Genomic DNA, 22154 nt, shown 5'->3' with positions numbered 1-22154 from the left:
CAGCTTACCAAAAACACTCCCTGCGGAACTACTCCCCCCTGTATCCGCGGTATTTCCTATTCTTCCTTTCACCTCATCCAGGGTGGCCTTATCCGCTAAATAAAACTTATCTCCACTGGCCATGGCCTACACCTCCTCTAAAAATAATCCGATTGCGTCCATTCCCCATTTGTACTTTTCCCCGGAGGGTGCAATGATGAATTTCGCTTGTGCAATGGCCGCATCAATCTTATCCATATTCCGATTCTGTACCTCCACATTGTAAAATTCATTCTGGGCAGGTTTCTCCAAGTTATAATTCGTTGTAAACTCAGCCATTTACCAACGCCTCCTCTCTTAAAGCAAAGTGACTATACGCTTTCATTGCCTCGTGGGTAAATTGATGTAAAAGCTGATGCTGATTGTATAGCAACTCAACTTTTAGCAACATATTTACTGGTACAATCCTTTCGAGCATCTCCTCTACGGCTTCAAAATTCTTTTTATTGGTCAGCTCCAACTTGGCCTTCAAGGAAAATGACCCGTAATTGATCTCCAGTCGATACCCGTCTTTGCCACAAAGGATGGTCAGTTGGCTATGTAGGGCTCTCAGGGTATAGGGTATGTTTTCGTTGTACCTTGCAAGTAAGCGGAATTTTCTTTCATCTAGCGTATCTGTTGCCTTAGGGGATATCTTAAGCATCTTCTCTCGTCTTGCAACGCCTGTTTGCTTTGCGGTATCTAAGAATTGATTATCTAATATCATTCCTAATTCATCCCATAAAAAAAGAAGCTCTGGGTTTTCTGCTTCCGCAAGTTTCTGAAACTCCCGCATTTCTTTAAGTAAATCAGGAAAGTAACTTTCTATTTTAGCCAATCACATCACCCCTTATAGGAATATCGTTTGCTCCTAATACATAATTCTGAGCAACGCCGTTTAGCGCTGTGTTTCCAATATCCACAACCCCATCTAAATCCAGTAACCGTGATTCTATTTGAGATATTCTTGCTATCAGATTATTGCTATCCGGCCACTGCTTACTTAATTCTATAAAGTAATTATCAATGGTTGCTTGTATATAGGGTTGACAGTCTGTGAAACTCCATCCATCAGCATAGGAAATCACAGACGCAATATCAATTCTTGTTTCCGTCACGCCCGCAATTGTTACTACGTGGTCAATGGGCGCGATGCCTAAGCCTTCCCCCGCATTTTGAGTAGGATCAACGGCGGTCTGTACATCATCAATCAGACTCTGTGTAGGCTTTTGAAATTCCGAATTTATGATTACGCATTTAACGGTACCACCACCATTCCACGCACGATACACCTTGCATCCACCCACACCAGGTATCGCCGTCACCTTGTCGATATAGTCCGAACGATTTCCACCAAAAGATTGTTTGTCAAAAGTTGCAAGATATCTTTTCCGGATGCTCTCAGTACGTTCTGCATCTTCTCCTGGCGTTAAAATCTCAGTTATCTGGGCAGATACTAGACCTTGTATGTATTCAATTGGAATTAAAGTACCTAAGGTGTGATTTGGTTCACTACCTACTGTTTCACAGACTGACTTATAAACAAATCCTTGTTCCGGTAAAACCTCTGCTACGGTATAATTGAATCTATCAATACTGAAACGGCTTCCAATTGGTACCGACATATTAAATACGGCTTTCGCAATGGCTGGTGTAGCTTTATAAGGTATAACCCCTCTTTCCTTTGCTCTCAATATCAAGTATTCCCTACTGGCTGTATCAGCAAAGGTTTCATTCATCACAACGTCGAGGTCAATATACATTTGACATAATTCAGCCGCAGCGGGAGCAAGGGCATCATAAATAATACTACCTTCTCGCTTATCCACATCATTGGAAACCCTGTCCATCATGCGGCCTAATATAGTCTCAAAGGTCATTTGTTCATACATTTATACTCAACTCACTTTCAAAATTCCCCTCTGTAGATTCTACGTTAAACGTGATATGTAAAGTGTCTCTTGCTGTTTTTTCGTATGCAAAATTTGAAACTTTACTGATTCTATCATCTTGTAAAAGTGCACCCTCGATACGTCTTTTCACCTCAGCATACACATAAGTCAATTGCTGTCCAAATAAGTCTTTCAGCTCCGCCCCATAATTCCAGCTATAAATGAGGTAATCGTACCGCTCTGTATGCAGGGCCTTATAAACAGCCTGTTTCACGGCTTCTATACCATCACAACTCCCATACACATTATCTGTTCCTATGTTAAGTTTGTACGTCCTTGAGGGCATTTTTTGTCTTACAATTGTACTTGCCAATTCTTCATTTACTTTAGGAATCACAATATACCACCACCTACTACATCAAGTACAACATATTGCTGCCCACCCTGCACCCTTAATAACATCACATGATCGTCTACCTTTAGTTTATTATGTATGGTGAATGATTTTGTTCCTACATAAGCGTGGTTATGGGTGTGTAGTTGAGTTGTTCTGGAAGTGCTGTCATCCTGATAGCTATGGCTATGGGTATGAGTTTCTGTGGTATGGTTCACCGTCATATTTACGGAATAGTCCACCACAGCCTTGGTAAGCACAAGGAATTCTTGGGTCAGTCTCAATTTTTGGTCAAGCTGTATTTCAAGGGGTGCAGCGGATACCACTTTTCCTATCATAACAGCAACAGGCTTTGATGATTCAACTTGCTCCTTAGCTGCTTGTTTTATGAGCTGTAACAACTCAGACAAAACCATCACTCCCTCTCAATGTTAGATCCATTACATGCATATCTGATTGAAAAGTATGGGTTACCTTTTCACATATGAAGAAATTGTTTACATTCACATCGCCCAAAGCCAAGGTTAAACCAATGCTACACCCCGCACGAACTTTTGGAGATCCAATTGCATTTTTGATGCTCAACTGCCTTGTTTTGCGGTTATATAATTCCAACAGCGCATTAACTCTTTGTTGTAAGCCGACATTACTTTTGGCCTTCTCGTAGTATTGCAACACGCCCCATTTCTCAATATTCCCACTATCCTTAGAAATGTAAATGTCTCTTATTCCCGTCTTCTCATCGTCGTAGGCAATCTTAATTTGATTATAGGTTTCGCCATCAATGCTACTGGTGTAATCAAAATCCTCAGCAGAACCATTGTCTAAAACAATATTGAGTTTCATATCTTCTATATTTTTTAGTGTCAACTTTCCAAAATCATCATAGAGCACATACAGCTTTTTAGTATTGGTAAGGGTAATATCCAACAATTCCTGAAACATATCGAACAGCGTTTTATTGTCTAGCACCCCTTTTTCTATAACATATTGGGTATCCACAATTTGTCCTGTTTTAAGACGGAAATCCTCGGCAACCATAAATATAAATTGACTTGCGGTTTTGCCTTTAAATAAGTAGCTATCTTTGTTTTTAAGATATCGCAGCTGATCGTAAGCAGTTACACTAATCGTTTCACCTTTGTTCCTTTTTTTCTGAAAAACAAATCCATAAAAAATAGGACCCTGATCCACATATAAGTGAACTGCGTTCCCCTCTTGAAAATTCAAAATACCATCCTTAACAACTTCAAATGTCAATATACCAGGGGTACCGGCTCTCTCTGTTGTCCATTTCACCTCACCCACTACCACCGGGATATATTCTTTATCCCCATTTATAATTTTAAGATGTACCAAGCTTTATCACCTGCCCTGGATAAATTAAATTAGGATTGCTAATGCCATTCAACTTTGCGATTTCCCCGAACCTTGAACCATCCCCCAGTTGCGCCTTGCATATCTTCCAAAGAGAATCCCCCTTCTTTACAGTGTATGTCTTTGGAGCTACTTTATCTGAAGGTCGTGTCTTTTCTTCTTTTACAATGATTGCATTTCCAGCTTGCTGTACTACTGTATTTACTTGTGCTTTAATCTCCTGTTGCTGTTCCATTTCCTGATACTGCTTTAGCTTTATACTAACAGTGAGATCGTAACCCTCACCTGCGTCTTCCGTAATCGTATATTCCTCCAATGACACCAACATATTTGTATCAAACATGGTTTTGCCATTCGGCATTGTCCGTAGAATGCTAAAAGCAAAAGGCCTTTTACCAACTTTCAAAGCCTTTAAAGAAACCATATATTTCTCGGGAGGTTTGAACCCATCAGGATACACAGCAAATGGATATTTTGCATGAGGGAGTATAAATTCAAAGCTGAATTCCGTCAGCCCAGGCAATCGCAAAAAATTGTACTCGCTGCCATTAATCAAATCCATAGTTTTGTTGTTATTATTTATTTTCATTTGGATTTTTTGCGGTGCTATGGGGAGTTGAATATCCCCCAATAAAACTTTATACAATTACATGCACCTCCTCTGCACTGATGTCTACCGCTTCCCTAAGCTTTTCAGTAAACTTATCCACGACACCATCAATATCTAAATTAGAATTAATTGTAGACTCATTTTTAAAATCCACTTTGATTTCTGCGGTAGTGAATCGGTTAATTGCTTCACGTTCGGCCATATCCCGTAAATATTTTAATTCCTCTTGGGAAATTTCCATAGAGTTGGCCATTTTTCCTGAATTACCTGCAATATCATCCGTATTGCCTACAACTTGATCCATGGCATTGTTACCAAACACACCGGATACCTTATTAGCTATGTTTATACCGAAATCTTGCCCTGCTGAAAAAGCGCCCTTTAAACCTATTCTGCTTATTTGTGGTGGGTTATGCTCCAATGTGATAGCATTATTATTTTTACCCCATGCCAACACATTGTCTTGTAATGCTGTAAGTCCAGCTGTCCAGTCGGTACCAAATATAGCATCTATAATCTTGGTAACCACTTTGCCAAGTGATAAGAACCAAGAAATAATTTGACCAATTAAGTTTGCCACCGCACCCCCAAAGCTATCAAAACCACCATTAGCCACATTTAATATCCATTCAATGATACCTATAAAAGGCTCTACAAACATGGTCCAGAGAAACTGAATTGCAGCATTAGCAACACCAATGAACACATTCAGAATAGCTGCCCCCAGCCAAGCAAATGTACCAAATATTAATCCTGTAGCGCTTATTGATGTTCCTTTTACTTTATTAATTACAGCTATAACAGCATAAAAAACGGCTATCACAGCAATAACGGCTAAAATAATCCATGTAATGGGGCAGGCTAGCAATGCTGCATTAAATCCAACCTGGGCACCCGTTGCAGTAGTAGTTGCAGCAGCTTCTGCCAGTGTTGCCCCCGCTTTCATTGCAGCATTTGCTGCACCAATGGCTTGCAAAGTATTAGTCATACTTAGTGCTATATTATGCGCAGCAATAGCTGCTGTATAAATTCCAATCCCCGTTGCTAAACCAATAATAATCGGCTCGATGATGCTCCAGTTGTTGGCCAGAACACCAATTACTTGTAACAAAGGTTGCGAAATTTTGATTACCTTATTAACCGCCATAACCCAAACATCTGACCATGTATGCGGGATTTTATTAAACTTCTCATTTATTTCATCCGCCGCTGCAAACATTGCATTCTTGACAATACTAGCACTAATTTCGCCATCTGAAGCTAAATCTCGCATTTTCCCTATTGGTACATCCATATAGTCGGCCACCGCCTGCATTACATTCGGCGCTGCTTCAAATACGGCATTAAATTCTTCACCTCGAAGAACACCCGAACCTAACGCCTGTGTAAGCTGAAGCGTTGCGGAACCAATTTCCTGTTGAGATGCACCTGCAATCTTAAATTGCTTGTTTAACAATTCTGTAAATTTTATGGTTTCATTAGAGTTTTTAAAGACTGATCCTGCCCTAAGACCCAACTTTGCTACCGCATCCATATTACCTAAATAAGCTGTACGTGTCCGTTGTGCAGATTGGTATATTTGATCCTGTAGCCCTGCGACATTCTCCATACTGACCGTCATTAATCCAAGACGAGCAGTACTTCTTGAAAATTCATCTGATATACCAACAATCGTTTTAACCCCCAGTAAGCCACCTATTCCAGCGAGTGCGCCCCTAAGACTACCTGCTAAGCCGGTGCCACGACTTATGTCGTTATTGAGATTTCTCTGTTGTTGATCAGCATCTCGAATGGATTCTTCTACTTGGCTGAAAGCTGCCTCGGCTCTGTTTAACTCTACCCTTGCAGTTTGCAAAGAACTTACATCAATAGAATTTGACGATACCCTTTGCATAGTCTCGAAGCTGCTTATGGCTATATTTAACGCATTGGTCATGCTTCTTAAACCGGGTGTCATGCCATTAAACATTTGAATTGATGTTCTAATTGTAGCCACTTGTTTACCCCCTTTCATATTTTTTGCATAAAAAAAGCACCCAAATGAGTGCCAGTTCTTATAATTCTACAATCTTATTTCCTTCGACCTTTTTAAACCTCTGGTTAAATACTTCTACAAATTTACATGCCCTTTTATAGTCGTACGTTACATTAAACGAGATATATTTTTGTTCTTCGTTACTCCCATATGTAATAATAAGATATGTGGTAACATCTCTTATCTCTTTTTCTTTTGTTCTGCCGCCTACAATGGCACCAATGGGGCCAAAAATCATTCCTCCGGCAACAGCACCTCCAGCGCTCGAAACCATCGCTTTTTGAATTTCCACATCCGTTTTCATGCAAATATCTTCAATTTTTTCTAAATTCAAATTAAATGTTCTGGATCCATCGTCGATCATTATCCTATCTTCATAAAAGTATGTCTGGAATACTGAATTTTTCGACACCGGCAATCCACTAACCACTCTATTTGACATAAACGCAAGAGCATCTTTTTCTTTCTCTGTAATATCTTTTCTAACTTTTGGTTTAAACAGCCCCATTCATATCTCCCCCCAATAGTTTTTAATGCCATTATATATCACGACATGAAAACTTGCTACCGCCTTTTCCCATTTTTGGTCATTTTTTTAGTTTCTTGTTTCTCTTTTTCTGCCTTTAACTGAATTGAAGCCATGATAAAAGCCTTTTCATTCCTTGGCAACTTTATAAACTGCGAGGGCAATAGGTGGAGTTGATGCAAGCAATAATGGGCATAGTTACTTTCCCCATCACCCCCGTCAATTAGTTTTTTGCTTCTTCTACCAATTCATCCATAGAGGAATCAAAACCGTTCATTTCCTGTATCCTGGCAAGGAAAGCAGTATATTCACCGGCATGTAACATTTTTTTCAGCAAACTATCTGCACCCATCACACCATACCCGTTTTGCAGCTCTGCATCATTTAGATTTGGGCATACCGTACAAGAAACGGCTAACAGCCCTAAATACTTGTTCGTATCAATTTCTTGTATGAACTGTCCTTTTTTACCAGGCACCTGTACCTTTTTCGTACAGGATTTACGCAGGTACTCATCCTCTTCCGCTGTAATGGTTCTAATCTCCCATTCGATAGGCTTTCCGGTAGCATCAATGAAACGCTTGCTTGCTAACACTTTCTTATTTTCCTCTTTAATTGGGTTTAAAAATGCATGTAAATTCATATGTATTCCTCCTTAATTCATACCGTCTAAAATATTAAAAGTCTCAGGCATTTCAAAGCTCTCAAACGTGAAGTCCATATCCTCTGTCAAAGAATCATCGCTATCAGCATCGAACTTTGCAACAATGACACTATCGAAATTACAATCTCTTAGAATAACCGTCTGCCTGCCTGCTGCAGAGGTAGGATCTTCGTTTGTAATTTGGATATCGAAATAAACATCCTCGCCTGTATCTTGGAAGCGTTTCATAAGTTTACGAAACAAGGAAGTGTTGTAATGGAAGGTTGCGCTGCCGGTACCCTTTACCCCAGCTGCCTTATTCCCCTTTGACAGCCTACCAAGGACTGCAATCTCCGTCTTGGATTTTTCCATAGTTGCTTCCAAAGAAATGGCATTCATAAAATTATAGCGATTTCCTTCAATTGTAACAAAGCATTCTGCCATTTTCGCAGAAACCGCATCCTTGCTCAGCATTGTAATGTTGCTCATAGTCTACCTCCTCCCTTATTGTACAATTACAGTCATGTATAGTTTTGCCATAGCAGCAACAGGGGTCACGGGATTTGTCACTGTCACAGATTTTTTATCGTTGCCCTTTTCTACTTTCAACTCATCAGAAACAAAGTTTTCAATGGCCTGAATCTGCTCCATCTGCTTGTTATATGATACCAAGTCATTCCAAAAGGCAATCCGGCCAGCATCGTTGTTTTGCACCTTACCTAAATATCGTGTATTAAACAACACCGCTATATCATTACCAATCTGATCAAGCACACGCACTACCTGATTACTTTGGAAATCATCGTTTTTATCCACAGTTATTGACGTAAAGCTGTTGATATCATCTAGAACTCGGATTTCCTCGCCAACTTTATGAAACACAAACTCACCCGCTTTAATCGCAGCGGCCAGCTGGCTTTGCTTATAATCTGTATATACCTCAAACTCACCATCGTAAAGCTTGTTCTGATTGCTTTTATTTACTGCACACCCCGCTGATGCTCCGGTGAGCCAATATACGAGGTCAGTTCCGTTTGCTCCCGCATCTAGTGCAGCATTTTTCAGGTTAATAATGCCTTCATGATCAGCTGTTTTGTTATAAAGGACCGTCTGAAACTTAACGCCCATTTCATCTCTTAAGCGTTTCGTAAATGCAACAAATAAACTTTTTACAGTTTCCTCTGTGGACAAGCACCCAAGCGTATTAAAGCTATACGCCTCCACTTTGTCCAGAAATGTTTGATACGCTGTACCAACCACAGTGCCATTTGTGCCGCCTGTTAAGGGCATCCCAGCAGTTACTTCAAGCGTTGCGGTTTTCTTGAACACAGCAAAATCATTGTCAACTAATCCTGATGCTGTAGTTACCGTCTGATTATCCACAATAACCGTATCAAACATTGTGACAACATCAAATTTTGTTGGTTCATCCACATTTGCCGAAACAATTATTCTAAGATCGTTTCCACGAATACCGCTATACTTTGCCGTTGCATAAGTATTTTCAGCCTTAACACCGCTGTTTAAACGATAGGCATACAGAGTCTTTGCATTGAGAAATAAATCCCTTAGCCCCTTTAATTTAGGGCTTATATAGTCATATCCAAATATCTTTAAGGAGTCCGTCTGAAAGTCAGCATTCTCTACTGTAAAAACATCACCGTCAACACCCCAATCCAGCTCTAATGCCAGCGCTGCATAACCCCGATCAGATAGATTTGCGGATGCTCTGGCCGCTGAAACAAAGTTGATATAAGCACCCGGAAGGACTTTATTTTGTACCAAAAAGGTACCGCCACCTAATCCCACTTACCTCACCATTCCTTTCTGAAATTTTTCAATAAACCCATCAACTTCCCCATTGGTGTAAGCCTTTCCATCTTCCAACAGAGCTGTTAATACATCCCTGTAGTCTGCATACTTTTGACTTCGTAAAAGGGAATCTTTAGAAAACCTGATCTCCTGGTCTTCATCTTCCTGTTTTGCTAACTTTGCCATATACCTTCACCTCCTCCATATATTCATAAGTTCCTGCCTTGTGTGTCATATTCAAGTTGTAGTCAATAAAGAAATGGAGTATCCCATCCTCTATTTTGTAGTTAATGCTACTGCCTCGAATTAGATCGCCATCTACGGTTATCCATTCTAAAAGAGATAGCAGTGTTTCGGCAGTATCCCAATTCTCTGCATTATCCGTTTTGGGAAAATAGTGGATATCAAAGGACGCATCCAGACGGAATCTATCTCTTAACTTGGCATCATACCATTGGGAAACACAGAGAATAAAAAAGCAAGGCTTTGTTATTCCCTGCTCCGTTTTCTCTGTATAAATTTTATGGGTTGCTGCTGGAAATTCCTTTCGTATTGCTTCGGCTATCCCTGTTATCAACTTATTAACCATGGAACGCCTCCCCCAGAATCTTTATAAGCCTTTTTTCGATAATTCTATCTGCATCTTTTTCCAATTCCTTCTCAGAAATCAACAACATAAACCGCCCTGGTACCCATCCTTTGTGATCTCTGGTTCTGTGACCAGATTCCACATAAGAGGCATATTCTGTATTGTTATACACATCAATTTCATACACCCCGTTGTTGTAATGGGTGCCGCCAATAAACCAACCGTTACGCAACCACCCTGAATCAACAGGCGTTCTTTTCACAGCTTTTCGCAGCAATCTAGCCGCAAGCTCATAAACCATTTGTTCATTAAACTTTTGCAAATCAGTTTTTTGCAATTTTTCTAGCCGGTCTCTGAGCTTAACCAGTTGCCTATAATCTACATTGCCCCACTTGGCCACTACATCCACCCGTCTTTCAACGTTAATTCAATCTCTTTATGAGATACAAAAATAGCAGGTGCTCCCGAAGCTTTATACGCAGTGGTTACACCGTTTTGTGTAACCACGATTTCACAGCCCGCTTTCACCTCAATTTCAGGTGAAAGAAACAATTTAATGCTCTGGGACGCTACCGTAGCAGTGTCTGTTTGCTTACCACTGGGAAAGCTATGATAGGATAATCGACAAGGAATGTTTTCTCCAATTACCATAGGGACAGTGTTATTGATTAATCCTTCTTGACTTCGGAACTCAGTAATTGTACACTTTCCATCATACAGACTTTCTACATGCTTACGAATTAATTCCAAGGGCACCATTACCATCCCACCTTTCGGTATTGGTCAAGCTGCTTTGTGTAGTTTTTTAAGAATGCCATTCCTGGATTCTCTGAGATCGAGGACGCAGAGGAAAAGGACACAGATACATCCCCCTCTGTAACACTTTTGACTGCCCCCTGCAGTTGCTCTTGTCCTAATCCCTCAGCCCTGTATAAATCTACAGCCATGTTTAACGTGACATTTTCCAAGCCTTGTGGGATCTCTTGGATATTACAGTAATTGCATACCATGTCAGATACCTTATCAAGGATAAATTGGATGATAAAATCCTTATCACCCGTTGTTATCCCCAGCAGTGCCTTTAACTTCTCCGCCCTTGTCATCGCCATTTTCATCACCGCCATTAAAACTGCGCAACGCTTCTGTGATTTTCTTCAAAATCCCTTCTGCGCTGGCAGACCTACCAATATCAATACCGTTTTCAGCCGCAAATGCTTTCAACTCTTCTACTGTCATTTCAGACAGTTCATTTTCTTTGTGCTGAAATTCATCAGTCTGCACAGGCGTATATCCCTGGGCAAGGTATTCATCATACTTTGCCTTGCTCTCTGCAATTCTTTCAATGTTCTCCTTTTTTACAATATACATAAAGGCCTCCTTAAACTTTGGTGTCTTTGATATTAACAAACAAGGAATTCTTCTTGTTATCCAGCACCCAAATGTCATGATAGCGTCTGTAATCCATGCTCCATGAATTTGCATTCTGATACGTCTCGGGTGTAAAAATCCTCATCTTATCCTGCTTTGTCACAGCAATTGGAGACGTCCTGGCCACTATAATGAAATTAATATCTTTTGCCGAGGTTCCTTTAATATATCCGCCTGCCTCTTGGCCTGCTGTTTTGCCATCATACAAAGTAATTGAGGTATACATACGGTTACTAGGCACTGCAATTAATGGGCAGCCATCAATCTGTGGCACCTGTGTGTTGATCCCCCCCTGGGCAAAAGTCATTGCAGTCAGTTTCCCCAAAACAACTTCTTCCACAGCACCGATCACATCATATGTCGCAAGAATATCAAGCTCACCATCATAGCCGGCAGAACGAATCGCCTTAATACCCTTTTTAATCTTGTTAATGATATCATTTCCCACAGTGTAGCCATATTCAACTTGCGTATCTCCCGCCACACCCATGGCGGTTGTGGCAAGTTTGGAAATTCTGTATGCGTCAATTTCGGGAACAAGTCTTGTTCTCTGGAATTCTCCCATGACATCACTAGCATTAGCAATAAAATTGGTTTCATCTACATCCATAGCATCGAGAAGAAATTTTCTACCTCTATCTTGCGTCATAGTGAGTGTTTGGTAAACAAGAGAAACGCTACCGCTTGTGTAACCATTCTCTCTTGAATAATCACCAAGGCCCTGCACACTCATTTTGGGGACTTTTACTTCATTACCTCCACTATATTTTACCTTGCCGCTATTGCCGTCCATGAACCCTGTTTTCAGCGTTTGAATAGCTAATAAATCCAAATTTGTTTCAAAAAGCTTTGCATACTCTAATACATTAGGCATCTTTTATATCTCCCTTCTTATTTTGTAATAACTCCCATCGCCTGTGCAATTTGCGCATTAATCTCTGCTACACCACCGCCACCTGTGCCACCACCCGACTCAAATCCAGTACCGATTGTCTGCGTCTCCTCGGTATCGAACAAATAGCCGTCTGAATTTTTCAGCCCCTCAAGGTCAAAGCCTTCTAAAGTGCCATCCTCTTTCAGCTTGATTTTATCGCTGTTTAGGAGAGCCTTAATCGCTTTTGGATTTCTGCCTTTTGCCTGCATAATGGCCATATCAATGGCGCTGTCACGTTTGATGTTGGCAACATCGGTGTTGTATTTCGTTTCCCAATCACTTGCATCTTTTTTCAGCTGCTCAACGTCAACCCCATCAAACTTTTTAATGGCTCCCTGCAAAGTTGTGATGGTGGTATTGGCTGTTTGCAGCTCTGTCAACTTTGTGGTATGGGTTTCTTTGTCCACATACCCCTTTAGCTCCTCCTCACTGGCAGCAGCTACTTTTTTTGCAGTTTCCTCGTCTAAACCCAACTTGATTAGATCTTCCTTCTTCATATGAACTCTCCTTTCTGTATCATGCCCACGAAAAAAGAGCCTGTTTAACGTCTGTACTCAAAGACGAGATAAAGGGATCACCTCCACGCTAGAAACCCATTGGTAACTTTCTCATTTTGGTATCACCCCCTAATTTATTATATGTAAAAACCACTCAAACGTTTGTCCGAGTGGTCTACTTCACAACATTATTTATTTGGTCTAACTTTACGTCAATTGTATCCCAATCAGCAGGAGAACTGCCAACATCAACCAAAAAATCAGTATCACTGAATTTCTCAACAACACATCCAACTCTGCCATCCTTAAGTTTGACTGTATCATATTGCTCAATCTTCATTAAACTTCACCTCTTGAGCAAGCATTTAAGAAACAACTTCCCATTTGCCGCCTTTACTGCTTCCATCCAAAGGCGCAGGATTTTTCCGGGCGTATAAATAATCTTCCCCGCTGTCATCGATAACCCGATAATAGTCATCATCTTCAATGGTGGCCTCGTAAATATTTCCGTCTGTTAATGAATCCACACCAAAACTTTCACCTATGTATCTAAGTTTCATTTCCTTGCCTCCTTTCGTGTTTTTAGCTTCATTTCATATTGCTTACCGTTCAACTCATACCAGTGAACATCAAAAAAATACTTTTCACTCTGCACTTTGCCGGCTTTCTTCATCCATTCCCCTACGGTCCCACCGTGTCTTTCTATTAAGGCGGGTTCAACACGAATAGGTATTTCTGTTCCAAAGCCTGCAATCACTTTGCTTGCTTTAATTACAGCGTGGTTAGGAATGAAGTTTTCTTCTTCGTTTAAAATATATGAAAGCTGACTTTGCAAGAACTCAGAGCCTTGATACGTGGTTTTTAACAGGTTCCATTCATCAGGATTATTATACTTCATATTCCGAAACATATCAAAGGATTTAATCACATCACTGCCAAGAACTCTTTTGTAATTTTCATACAGCTTTTGGTCAAAGTAGAGATTTCTGAGCATTCTTTCCTGTTTCTGCATGTTGGGATTTGTTTTTACATACTGTTCGTACCAATCAGCATACTTTATATCCGCAGGTAAGAAATGAGTTTTTCCATTTTCACCTCTGGCAGCTCGTTCTTCTCCATAGGTGAATTCATCATCAAAGTAGGGGACTGTGGTACTACGGCAGTACACATGCAGAGGGGGTGCATTCAGTCCTACTTTATACTCTGATCTGTTGAACACCTTACCATCCATACTACGGCACAAGCTGCTGGTTTTCAAATCCAAAGTTGCCACAAACTCATATTGCTCGACTTCTAACGTTTGATAGGCATCTAAGCGGGAGGCAGATGCAAAGTAAGCACTCTCTGTTAATACCAATCTTCTAGCGGCATTCTTAGAGGATTTTAAGACTCTTGAAATATCCTTTACTATCCCGTCCGAACCCTCACCACGAATAATACCTTGCGTCAGCCTCGTTTCCAATTGATAAAGAAGCGTTGTTCTATCATCGCCCCATATTCTTTGTGAGAAATTTTTGCCGTCAGGTGCCCAGGGCTTAGACAATACCTTTTCAAGCTTCGTGGCATCCAACACAGCAAAAGCACTGCCTGCGCCGATACCTCTTTGAATTTCATAAACCGTGTGATAATATCCCTGTTCATATGTTTTCTCTAATACTTCGTGGAGTTTCTTTTCTTTCTCAGTCTCAAGCAGTTCAATTTGTTGTCGCATTTGGATCTGTAATGATTTCAGCCGATCCATACGGTAAATGGTGCTGGCATTTTCTAATTCTTTCATCCAGCGTTGGTCTATGGCATTTTCTTTGCCTTTTTGAATGTAATCTTCTAGAATAAGCTGAAACTCCTGTCTTTGGTCGGAATCAAGAATTTTCTTAGCATCTGCATAAGTAAGTTCATTCTCTGCCGCAAACCTACGGTAAAACACCTCAATCTCTTTCTGGATGTTATATATAGCCACATCATAGCGTTTTTCTATGTAAGGAATACTCTCCTCGCCGATATGTAGCAGCTGTTCATTAAGGGCTTCAAATCGTCCCTTCCAATACTCACTATTCCTCACCGCCATCACCTAAATTCTGATATTCAGCATACTTTTTAATGTTTTGCTCTTCCTGCTGTTCTAACTCAATCAGCTCTGCATTCACATCATCTACAAAGGGGTGCTTGCTCAGCAATGTTTTGTCAGAAACAATGCCCTTGCTTACTGCTATCATCTGTACAGTTTCAAGATCATTTGTAATCATAGTCTTGTTAATAGATAGCTGGATATCTGAAACTCTATAATCCGTACCACTTTGCCTATTGCAATGGTCAGTATAAAACCAGAGTAATTCCTTGATTGCTTTTTTGAGTTTAGCGGAAAGGGCATTGGCCTTTAGATCCAACAGCGTATATCTAAATTTCAAACTAACCCCTGATGGTGCGTTACCAAATTTTTCAGAATCAGTATCAATCCCCTGGCCAAAATGATAAATATCTCTACGGAGCATTTCTAGGTATGCTATCCGACCTTCTACCGGAAGACTTACTTGCTTAGCCTCTACCTTCCCTGCGGAATCGTTGACATGCACTGCCCGATTGATGCGCAATCTTTCAGCTATGGCATTGGCTGTCTCACCACCATACCCTTGGATAACCCAATATAGCTCTACTAAATCCAAAAAGTTATTTGTCCCTTCACTGGATAGTAAGTCATATGCATCAATTAAGCCTTTTATGGCTTGTAAATCTGTAGTTGATTTACTATTGTTGCGCAAGATGATAAATGGTACCCTGCCCCACGAATGCTTCTCTCTTCGCTTTTCAAACCCATTCAGTTTTGTAATATCCCACCAATGGGGAGCGGGATTATATGGCCTCTCCGTATCCTTAATGAATCGTTTGTTTTCAATTTCGGTGTAGTAGGTTACATCTGTTTTTGTCCACCATTCCACTCTTTTTCTAAGATATTTCTCTTTTCCTTTAATCACCGTAATATCATAGTAGCGGACGACTTCTTGCAAATCTTTCTCATGCACAGAATCGTAAATCGGTATGATTTCGTTTGCCGGTGCAATATTGTACCGAAATTCTCCTGCTTCGTCATAGTAAACGTGAACACACTCGAACCCCTTGTTGCTGGCCCCGATAACCCAATCCGAAAGCAGTTCATTAAATCCCTCGTCAGCAAACTCTGACAACAGACCTTCATAAGCTTTTTTCCCGCTGTCTTTTTCTGCCCCTATAACGGAAATGGTGGGCTCCCGTCCAATCAGATAAGAGGCTTTCTGATCAACCAGAATCTTATGAAATGGATTTACATTATGGTGATTGCTCCTATTTGGATTTACAAAGGGAACCCTGTGCCCCCTGGTAGTATCTTCGTGTTCATTTTCACCCTCGGATATAATTGTTTTCCTAAAATCCCTTTGGAGGACGTCGTGCTCACAAACATAGTACTTCTCACCATCCTTCATTAGTTGCTTTTGTGGGCTTAAGATATCGTCTTTGAGTAATGCCTCAACAATTTCACTATCATTCAATTTACTACCTATGGTCAATCTCAGATTAATCAAATCGGTTTCTGTTAAAAACACATTATCACCTTACCCTCACGTTTCTCATATCCATTTCACGACTGTAGCGAACAGCGTCAATGCTGTGATTATCCTTATCGGGGAATTTCGCTTTGAACCCACCATTATTGTCTTTTTCTAATTCATAGGAATTAAATTCCCTTGCAGTATTAGGACATCGTACAGGATCAATGATAATCTCCTCCAAATCCTGCAACCACTTGATTCCATATTCCACACTGTCAGGACCCTTTTTTGCGCCAATTACCCTGAGACCATATTCTGATACCTCTGCAATGCTTTTCGGCTCTGCACTATCACAGACAATCAATGCATTGCTCTTATTCTCCTGCTTGACTAATTCAGCGGCCTTTCGGTTGCTCAAATTTACAAGCTGGATTTCCCGGAAAATATAGAGCCGTCTTCGGGTCTTATCATAATGGTTGACTGTATAGTGGAATGGATCCGTAGCATATCCCCAGTCCAATCCTCTGGCGATTCTATCAAAGTGTTTTATCTCTTCGTTAGATATTTCCCTGATCGTAAGGTTGTGGAATACTTCGCCCCCTGTACCGGTTACCTCTCCAAGATACTCATGTTTATAAGCGTCCTCATTGACACTTTTCAAATGTTCTGCCTCAATGAAAAACTGTTTCCCTAACCAATGTTCGGGCACTTGTAAATAAGTACTGTGGTGTACAAATTTATCATCCTTCTTTTCGAGGATTTCTTTGTTTACCCAATTTCTTTGGCTTTTAGGCGGATTATAGGAATAAAAAACGCAGAAGCTTTCGCCTCCACGCATTAGACTTTGATTTATTGTTCTGATTTCTTCCATTCCTGCGAACTCGTCAACTTCCTCATACCATATGTACTTACAATACCCATGGCGAAACTTAGTTGACTTGATTTTCTTTGGCTTGTCAGCACCTCGGAAAATAATCCTTTGCCCTGTAGGTATGTATATGAGTTCTAACGGGCTTAATTTAGATTGCCAGTAATTTTCTACACCAAGCACTTTTATCGCCCACTCTAGTTGCTCATACACGCTATCTTTGAGATTTAACCCAACCTTTCGCAGGGCAACGCAATTGGCTTGTGGGTCCTTCATAACTCCCAAAATAATTTCAACAGACGCAAAAGAAGATTTCGTGGATCCACGGCCACCGTTTAACCAATAATGGGTATACTTTTGCAGTTTTAAATATTGATGTACCTCATAGAAAGAAGGTGCAATTACGCTATCAAGTTTTATCATCACTATCTCCCTCAGGAATATTATCAAGGATCTGTACGACTGTGCTTCCTTCCACTTTCACTTTGTCGGTAAAAATTCCCAAGTGTTTTCCTAACAGCTCAAGACTAGCTTTTTTATCATAGAGTTTCGTCTCTTTTTCAATAGTTTCCCCCGTATCAAAATACGATGTTTTTACTTTCACAGACTGCACACAAGCAAGATCATCATCAGAAGCATCCTTCCGAACAGATCCATCGCTCATATTGATTACATCTTTAGGATTAACAAAAGCCATCTTTGCCAGTTCCATCAAGACCCTGTCAGCACTGATTCCCGTTCTTCTTGACCTTTCAGCCATTGCCTTTTCTAATGCATTTTTAATTTCAGGTTTATTCAGGTTCTCTTGACCTATGCTATACGCTGTTTGCGGAGAATATCCTGCTCTGATTGCAGCTTGTGTTGCGTTCAGATCAATCAAATACTCTTCTACAAACATCTTTTGTTTTTTAGTCATTCCGCAACACCTCGCTCTCTTTTTCACACAAGAAAATTTCTTGTGTAATCGACTATCTCTAAACTTAAAATAGAAATTTACCAGAATATTTAGCGTAGGAAATCCCCAGTTCTTTACAAAATCTGAATTTAAACTAATACACATAAGAAAAAACATAAATGTACCGAAACTACATACCGCCACCCTTAACAACATTAAATCCAGCCCATTTTTCTTAACGCTCTCTAAAACTCTATTAAACCTCGTAAATCTCATACAACAACGCCTCCTAATTTATATTTTTCTTTGTTATATGCTCTACGTCAATTTGATATAGAATAAAAAGCTTTATATAAAAATAAGGCACCAACTTCCGCCAATGCCCATAAGGGGAGTTGTTAAATTTTCACGTTATTATAATATCATGAAAAAACCGACACTGTTAAATGTCGGTTTATCTGTTATTCATACGTTTTTTTCTTTTTCTTTTCAACTTGTTTTACAGTGCTGCCAGTGTTGTCTACAGTTTCCTTTTTCTTCTTTGTCTCTTTATTTTTCGGACTTTTGTCACCCATATTAAACACCGCCTTTATTTTTAGTATAACACAAAATTTTCCAGAATTATATCTTTCAGATAAAGTTATCTCCACAGAAAAAGACACCTTTCGATGCCCTTTCCCGAGGAGGTTTATCAAATCATACACTTCTTACTAATACCATTGTACTATATTGAAAACGAACATACCGAACAACTTTTACTTTTTTTCAAAAAATCTTGAAACAACCATCCTCATTCCATCCTCTGTGTTGTTTCCGCCCATCTTATCCGCCACAGCATTCCATGAAAGCTTATCAATAAACCGGTATCTAATTATCCTCCTCATGCGACAATCTTCAATGGAATTTATGTATTTCTCGATTTCACTTACTAACTCCATAGCACACTTTTCAGAATGCCGCAGTTGATTTTTATAACGATACAGCCGATCTAGTTTTTCATCTAGACAAATTACAGGAAAACCTTCAATACGGATATTTCCAATGGTACCATCTTTCCTTGTCCCTTTTACAGAGTCCAACACGGTACCGCCAGCCTGTATACGTTCAATCTGGCTTTCGGTTTTTCTGATTCTACGTTGCAAATCTTCAATCTCAGCCTGAAGGTCAGCATACTGCGATAATAATTCTTTCCCCAACGGCATCACCCCTAATCCACATCTCCGTCATATTCGCTCATTGTGGTTTTATCATTCACAATCCCAATATCATCAAAAGCACATGGGCTGATTTCCCCAAGCTGTTCCGCATCCTTGAAATAATCCATTTTGGAAATCTTGCTTCCCTTTACCCTATGCAGTTTCATAATTTCATTTCCTAATCCTGTTTTCAGCATGTACCCCTTCCATAGTCGTGGATGGGTTTTTCGCAGTGCAGCCATGTGATTATTTTTAAATGCAATATCCGTTGCACAACCCACACACCCGTTTCTTTTAATCTTAACCATTCGCCCCTTCTCGTCCTCATATTCAATATCGTAAAGAGGAGAATATGGCACGTCATATCTGTGTATGTACTCCCATATATCATCGTCTGTCCAAATCGCTATGGGAGAACAATGGAAGAAGTCTCCGCAATGGGGGCGTTTAGATTGGAATAGATAACCCCTCGTGGCAAAATTCAAATTGCGCATCTGGCTTTCACAGGCCATGAGACCCTTAAATATAACGTCAACCATAAGCTTTGCCTGCAGCTTCTCGCTGGGCTCTTTTTTTAAGATGGCACAGCAGTGATTGCTTATTTTTACCTGCCTCAGCAAATCATAATATTCCAGCAGTTCCGGATCATCACTTGCAGAGGTTGAATATTTCAAAAAACAATCTATGTTAATTCTCCGTGCCGTTAATTTTCCGCTGACAGCCTTCCCCAAAATCGGGTACCCGTACTGATCAGCGCACCAAAAATAATTTTTTCGGGTACCGGCTTTCCAAATGAGATTCCTCCGTTTGAAATCTTCGTACATTTCCGCAGGGCACACTTTTTGCAAAATGCCCGTCGACTTAAGCTTTCCGTCTTTTTTTAGCACAAGGTCAAGCTGTTTCGTATCCTCCAGCCACTTCAAAACCTCACATTGCGCCTCATATTTCAATTCATCCTTTTTCAATTTTTCCGGCTGTGCTTCAAAAAAATCATCACCGCCCCATTCCTCGCCCAACTTCCGGGCAAAATTAAGGCTTTCCGGAAACTCAACCCCAGTATTGCCGAATATGATGTAATACTGCTTTTCAGGGAAATGTGTCTTGATTAAATGCCAAAGCCCCGTGCTGTCCTTCCCGCCGCTAAACGCAATAGCAGGATGGTACTTGCTCGCAGAAAATCCCTCTTTAATTTCCCGCACAGCCACCTCAATTTTATAATCCAGGCTTTTCTTCTGTTCCTTTGATATATTGCTAAAATTCATAAACATTTTGATTCACAGGAGTAAACAGCTGTTTTCGGTCGACCAAACCTCTTTACTCCTTTCTTGTTTTTTCAATACTCCTTACTCATTATGTGGTATTGCAATCTCCATCTTTGTTTTCTCTTGAATATCCTTCACAATGTCACCCCAAGTCACCATATCATCAAGGAGACAGTCCACTTTGCTGTTAAACCTATCCCTAAATCTGTTTAGCCGTACCGAACGAAAATCAAACTCGTCATACAAAACCGCAACAGACATGGCCAACATGGTTGCAATCGTGCGCTCCTTGATAGGGGCAAGTGCTTTTTCCAAATCCTTTTGTGCTAAAGGTGTATGAATATTGCTAACGCCCCGAAACTTTATTTCCTTCTCCAGCGCTTCGATCCCGTCTTCTTTCACAATTTTCAACGCAAGTGCAAGGCCGTCATTCCTGCCCCTGCTGTAATCCGCCATTTTCACTTTCATTCCCCCTTTTTATACGCTTGTCAAAATAATCTACCACACAAACTATGACATCCTTGTACTCTTCATTTGGCTTTATTTGACCCATACCTTTTATCAGACAGTCACAAGCCTCTTCTATCCGCCTCCGTCCAAGCTGCCATTCTGTACTGGCCATTACTTTTCCGACTACTTCAAATGCCCCTAAATGCTGACAGGCCTTTTTATAACTTTCACGCATGAGCCGCTTTTGTGCTGAGGCTTGCTCCTGGGATATAACGCCTTGGCGGAAACGAAGTATCAACTCGCAAAAGTCAATCAGCACATCATTTTCCAGCAATGACAAATCACCCGGCTTTGGTATATCCCCAAAAGCAATGTTTTCTATCTCGTCAAAACTCCTCACGCCTATCGCCTCACAATTCTTCAATGCGTATGTATATTCCAGGCGGATCGTTCCAAAACTTTTCGCTTATCTCCGAAGCCACCAAAGCATCATCCTTCCAGTAGCGAAGATCCGTCATTACGTCTTTCAGCAGCTTTTGCAAATTATCTGTATCTGGCTTTGTTATTTTATACTCGCCATTCTTATGCTTCCCATCACTAGGGAAACACCATTTTGTTATTAGTCTCACTGCACCCACATATCGCTCTGCAGGAACATGTATGCTCAGGTGAGCCGCTAACTTTGCCCTTGCCTCCTTAAGCTCAGGTGGTTCATAAAACATCGGTTTACCATTCACCACCCGAACTTTCTTTTCTTGATGTGTGCAGGTAGGCGGTACCATTGCCATAAAGAACTCAATTGTTTTCATAATCTACACCTTGCCACTTACCTGTATCAGGATTGTAAAATACATCTTCTGAATTTTTAATGTTATTCCAAATGTAGTTAAGTATATCTGGTTGGTTTAATAACCACTTCACCACTTCACTCTGTTTTATTTCAAAAGATCTTCCTGGTATAGTATGTGAAAGGGGAGGCATCCTCTTTGCTATCTCTAAGTTCTTACTTCTAATTTTTCTTTTCATTCGCTTCACTCCTTTAAGTATAAAACTTCTTGTTTATTTAGAAAACTTCATTGTCAATGACAGGGGGAGGAGTTGTTGTTGTGCGTCAGCTATCGCACAACTACTCACCCCCATTGACCGTCAGGGAAAGCCGAAAATTATATATTTATATATATAGCGTTTTCCTTCCCTCGGAAAATCT

The 22154-nt window shown here is 40.4% G+C and carries 32 protein-coding genes; all 32 read right to left on the bottom strand.

Going from position 1 to position 22154, the window contains the following annotated elements:
* Positions 1-126: 126 nt before the first annotated feature.
* Positions 127-318: a hypothetical protein gene (locus RTK36_RS13565; RefSeq protein ID WP_312047777.1), complete on the bottom strand. Its 192-nt coding sequence runs from the start codon at positions 316-318 to the stop codon at positions 127-129.
* The gene (locus RTK36_RS13560; RefSeq protein ID WP_312047776.1) at positions 311-856 is read right to left on the bottom strand and encodes a putative phage tail protein; all 546 of its coding nucleotides are present in this window, start codon (positions 854-856) and stop codon (positions 311-313) included. The genes RTK36_RS13565 and RTK36_RS13560 overlap by 8 nt, the downstream gene beginning before the upstream one ends.
* A complete protein-coding gene (locus RTK36_RS13555) occupies positions 849-1910 on the bottom strand; it encodes a baseplate J/gp47 family protein (RefSeq protein WP_312047775.1) in 1062 nt (353 codons plus the stop codon). Before RTK36_RS13555 ends, RTK36_RS13560 begins: the two co-directional genes overlap by 8 nt.
* A complete protein-coding gene (locus tag RTK36_RS13550; RefSeq protein WP_312047774.1) occupies positions 1903-2307 on the bottom strand; it encodes a DUF2634 domain-containing protein in 405 nt (134 codons plus the stop codon). Before RTK36_RS13550 ends, RTK36_RS13555 begins: the two co-directional genes overlap by 8 nt.
* A complete protein-coding gene (locus RTK36_RS13545; protein ID WP_312047773.1) occupies positions 2304-2714 on the bottom strand; it encodes a DUF2577 domain-containing protein in 411 nt (136 codons plus the stop codon). Before RTK36_RS13545 ends, RTK36_RS13550 begins: the two co-directional genes overlap by 4 nt.
* Positions 2707-3663, bottom strand: a complete 957-nt coding sequence (locus tag RTK36_RS13540) for an XkdQ/YqbQ family protein (RefSeq protein ID WP_312047772.1) — start codon at positions 3661-3663, stop codon at positions 2707-2709. The genes RTK36_RS13545 and RTK36_RS13540 overlap by 8 nt, the downstream gene beginning before the upstream one ends.
* Positions 3650-4327 carry a LysM peptidoglycan-binding domain-containing protein gene (locus RTK36_RS13535; protein WP_312047771.1) on the bottom strand — a complete coding sequence of 226 codons (678 nt, stop codon included), beginning with the start codon at positions 4325-4327 and terminating at the stop codon, positions 3650-3652. Before RTK36_RS13535 ends, RTK36_RS13540 begins: the two co-directional genes overlap by 14 nt.
* Positions 4320-6287, bottom strand: coding sequence for a tape measure protein (locus RTK36_RS13530; protein ID WP_312047770.1), 1968 nt, complete (start codon positions 6285-6287; stop codon positions 4320-4322). Before RTK36_RS13530 ends, RTK36_RS13535 begins: the two co-directional genes overlap by 8 nt.
* 58 nt (positions 6288-6345) lie before the next feature.
* Positions 6346-6834, bottom strand: coding sequence for a hypothetical protein (locus tag RTK36_RS13525; RefSeq protein ID WP_312047769.1), 489 nt, complete (start codon positions 6832-6834; stop codon positions 6346-6348).
* A gap of 241 nt (positions 6835-7075) precedes the next feature.
* Positions 7076-7495, bottom strand: a complete 420-nt coding sequence (locus tag RTK36_RS13520; RefSeq protein WP_312047768.1) for a phage tail assembly chaperone — start codon at positions 7493-7495, stop codon at positions 7076-7078.
* Positions 7496-7507: 12 nt separating this feature from the next.
* Complete coding sequence (locus RTK36_RS13515; RefSeq protein ID WP_312047767.1) at positions 7508-7984, bottom strand: phage tail tube protein; 477 nt, start codon at positions 7982-7984, stop codon at positions 7508-7510.
* 15 nt (positions 7985-7999) lie between these two features.
* Positions 8000-9304, bottom strand: a complete 1305-nt coding sequence (locus RTK36_RS13510; RefSeq protein WP_312047766.1) for a phage tail sheath family protein — start codon at positions 9302-9304, stop codon at positions 8000-8002.
* On the bottom strand, positions 9305-9493 hold the full coding sequence (locus RTK36_RS13505) for a hypothetical protein (RefSeq protein ID WP_312047765.1): 189 nt from the start codon (positions 9491-9493) through the stop codon (positions 9305-9307).
* The gene (locus RTK36_RS13500) at positions 9465-9896 is read right to left on the bottom strand and encodes a phage tail terminator family protein (RefSeq protein WP_312047764.1); all 432 of its coding nucleotides are present in this window, start codon (positions 9894-9896) and stop codon (positions 9465-9467) included. The genes RTK36_RS13505 and RTK36_RS13500 overlap by 29 nt, the downstream gene beginning before the upstream one ends.
* Positions 9889-10296 carry an HK97 gp10 family phage protein gene (locus tag RTK36_RS13495; protein WP_312047763.1) on the bottom strand — a complete coding sequence of 136 codons (408 nt, stop codon included), beginning with the start codon at positions 10294-10296 and terminating at the stop codon, positions 9889-9891. The genes RTK36_RS13500 and RTK36_RS13495 overlap by 8 nt, the downstream gene beginning before the upstream one ends.
* On the bottom strand, positions 10296-10655 hold the full coding sequence (locus RTK36_RS13490; protein ID WP_312047762.1) for a hypothetical protein: 360 nt from the start codon (positions 10653-10655) through the stop codon (positions 10296-10298). The genes RTK36_RS13495 and RTK36_RS13490 overlap by 1 nt, the downstream gene beginning before the upstream one ends.
* Positions 10655-11005, bottom strand: coding sequence for a phage head-tail connector protein (locus tag RTK36_RS13485; RefSeq protein WP_312047761.1), 351 nt, complete (start codon positions 11003-11005; stop codon positions 10655-10657). The genes RTK36_RS13490 and RTK36_RS13485 overlap by 1 nt, the downstream gene beginning before the upstream one ends.
* Positions 10950-11264 carry a hypothetical protein gene (locus RTK36_RS13480; RefSeq protein ID WP_312047760.1) on the bottom strand — a complete coding sequence of 105 codons (315 nt, stop codon included), beginning with the start codon at positions 11262-11264 and terminating at the stop codon, positions 10950-10952. Before RTK36_RS13480 ends, RTK36_RS13485 begins: the two co-directional genes overlap by 56 nt.
* 10 nt (positions 11265-11274) lie before the next feature.
* The gene (locus RTK36_RS13475; RefSeq protein WP_312047759.1) at positions 11275-12198 is read right to left on the bottom strand and encodes a hypothetical protein; all 924 of its coding nucleotides are present in this window, start codon (positions 12196-12198) and stop codon (positions 11275-11277) included.
* Positions 12199-12215: 17 nt separating this feature from the next.
* Positions 12216-12755: a phage scaffolding protein gene (locus RTK36_RS13470; protein ID WP_312047758.1), complete on the bottom strand. Its 540-nt coding sequence runs from the start codon at positions 12753-12755 to the stop codon at positions 12216-12218.
* A 175-nt stretch (positions 12756-12930) separates the two neighbouring features.
* Positions 12931-13095, bottom strand: a complete 165-nt coding sequence (locus RTK36_RS13465; protein WP_312047757.1) for a hypothetical protein — start codon at positions 13093-13095, stop codon at positions 12931-12933.
* Positions 13096-13120: 25 nt separating this feature from the next.
* Complete coding sequence (locus RTK36_RS13460) at positions 13121-13315, bottom strand: hypothetical protein (RefSeq protein WP_256148097.1); 195 nt, start codon at positions 13313-13315, stop codon at positions 13121-13123.
* Positions 13312-14814 (bottom strand): minor capsid protein, encoded by a 1503-nt coding sequence (locus RTK36_RS13455; RefSeq protein WP_312047756.1) that lies wholly within the window; start codon positions 14812-14814, stop codon positions 13312-13314. Before RTK36_RS13455 ends, RTK36_RS13460 begins: the two co-directional genes overlap by 4 nt.
* On the bottom strand, positions 14804-16330 hold the full coding sequence (locus RTK36_RS13450) for a phage portal protein (RefSeq protein ID WP_312047755.1): 1527 nt from the start codon (positions 16328-16330) through the stop codon (positions 14804-14806). The genes RTK36_RS13455 and RTK36_RS13450 overlap by 11 nt, the downstream gene beginning before the upstream one ends.
* Before the next feature lie 4 nt (positions 16331-16334).
* Complete coding sequence (locus RTK36_RS13445; RefSeq protein WP_312047754.1) at positions 16335-17567, bottom strand: PBSX family phage terminase large subunit; 1233 nt, start codon at positions 17565-17567, stop codon at positions 16335-16337.
* A complete protein-coding gene (locus RTK36_RS13440) occupies positions 17554-18315 on the bottom strand; it encodes a terminase small subunit (RefSeq protein ID WP_312047753.1) in 762 nt (253 codons plus the stop codon). The genes RTK36_RS13445 and RTK36_RS13440 overlap by 14 nt, the downstream gene beginning before the upstream one ends.
* A gap of 479 nt (positions 18316-18794) precedes the next feature.
* Positions 18795-19235 carry a hypothetical protein gene (locus RTK36_RS13435; RefSeq protein ID WP_312047752.1) on the bottom strand — a complete coding sequence of 147 codons (441 nt, stop codon included), beginning with the start codon at positions 19233-19235 and terminating at the stop codon, positions 18795-18797.
* 11 nt (positions 19236-19246) lie between these two features.
* Positions 19247-20503, bottom strand: coding sequence for a phosphoadenosine phosphosulfate reductase domain-containing protein (locus RTK36_RS13430; RefSeq protein WP_312047751.1), 1257 nt, complete (start codon positions 20501-20503; stop codon positions 19247-19249).
* Positions 20504-20578: 75 nt separating this feature from the next.
* Complete coding sequence (locus RTK36_RS13425) at positions 20579-20959, bottom strand: hypothetical protein (protein WP_331655062.1); 381 nt, start codon at positions 20957-20959, stop codon at positions 20579-20581.
* Positions 20925-21347 carry a hypothetical protein gene (locus RTK36_RS13420; protein WP_312047750.1) on the bottom strand — a complete coding sequence of 141 codons (423 nt, stop codon included), beginning with the start codon at positions 21345-21347 and terminating at the stop codon, positions 20925-20927. The genes RTK36_RS13425 and RTK36_RS13420 overlap by 35 nt, the downstream gene beginning before the upstream one ends.
* A 10-nt stretch (positions 21348-21357) precedes the next feature.
* Positions 21358-21756, bottom strand: a complete 399-nt coding sequence (locus RTK36_RS13415) for a RusA family crossover junction endodeoxyribonuclease (RefSeq protein WP_312047749.1) — start codon at positions 21754-21756, stop codon at positions 21358-21360.
* A complete protein-coding gene (locus tag RTK36_RS13410; RefSeq protein WP_312047748.1) occupies positions 21743-21973 on the bottom strand; it encodes a hypothetical protein in 231 nt (76 codons plus the stop codon). The genes RTK36_RS13415 and RTK36_RS13410 overlap by 14 nt, the downstream gene beginning before the upstream one ends.
* Positions 21974-22154: the final 181 nt, after the last annotated feature.

Origin of the sequence: Anaerotignum sp. (genome assembly GCF_031981185.1) — a bacterium.
Lineage (GTDB): Bacteria > Bacillota > Clostridia > Lachnospirales > Anaerotignaceae > Chakrabartyella.
This window is presented reverse-complemented; position numbering and strand designations above follow the sequence as displayed.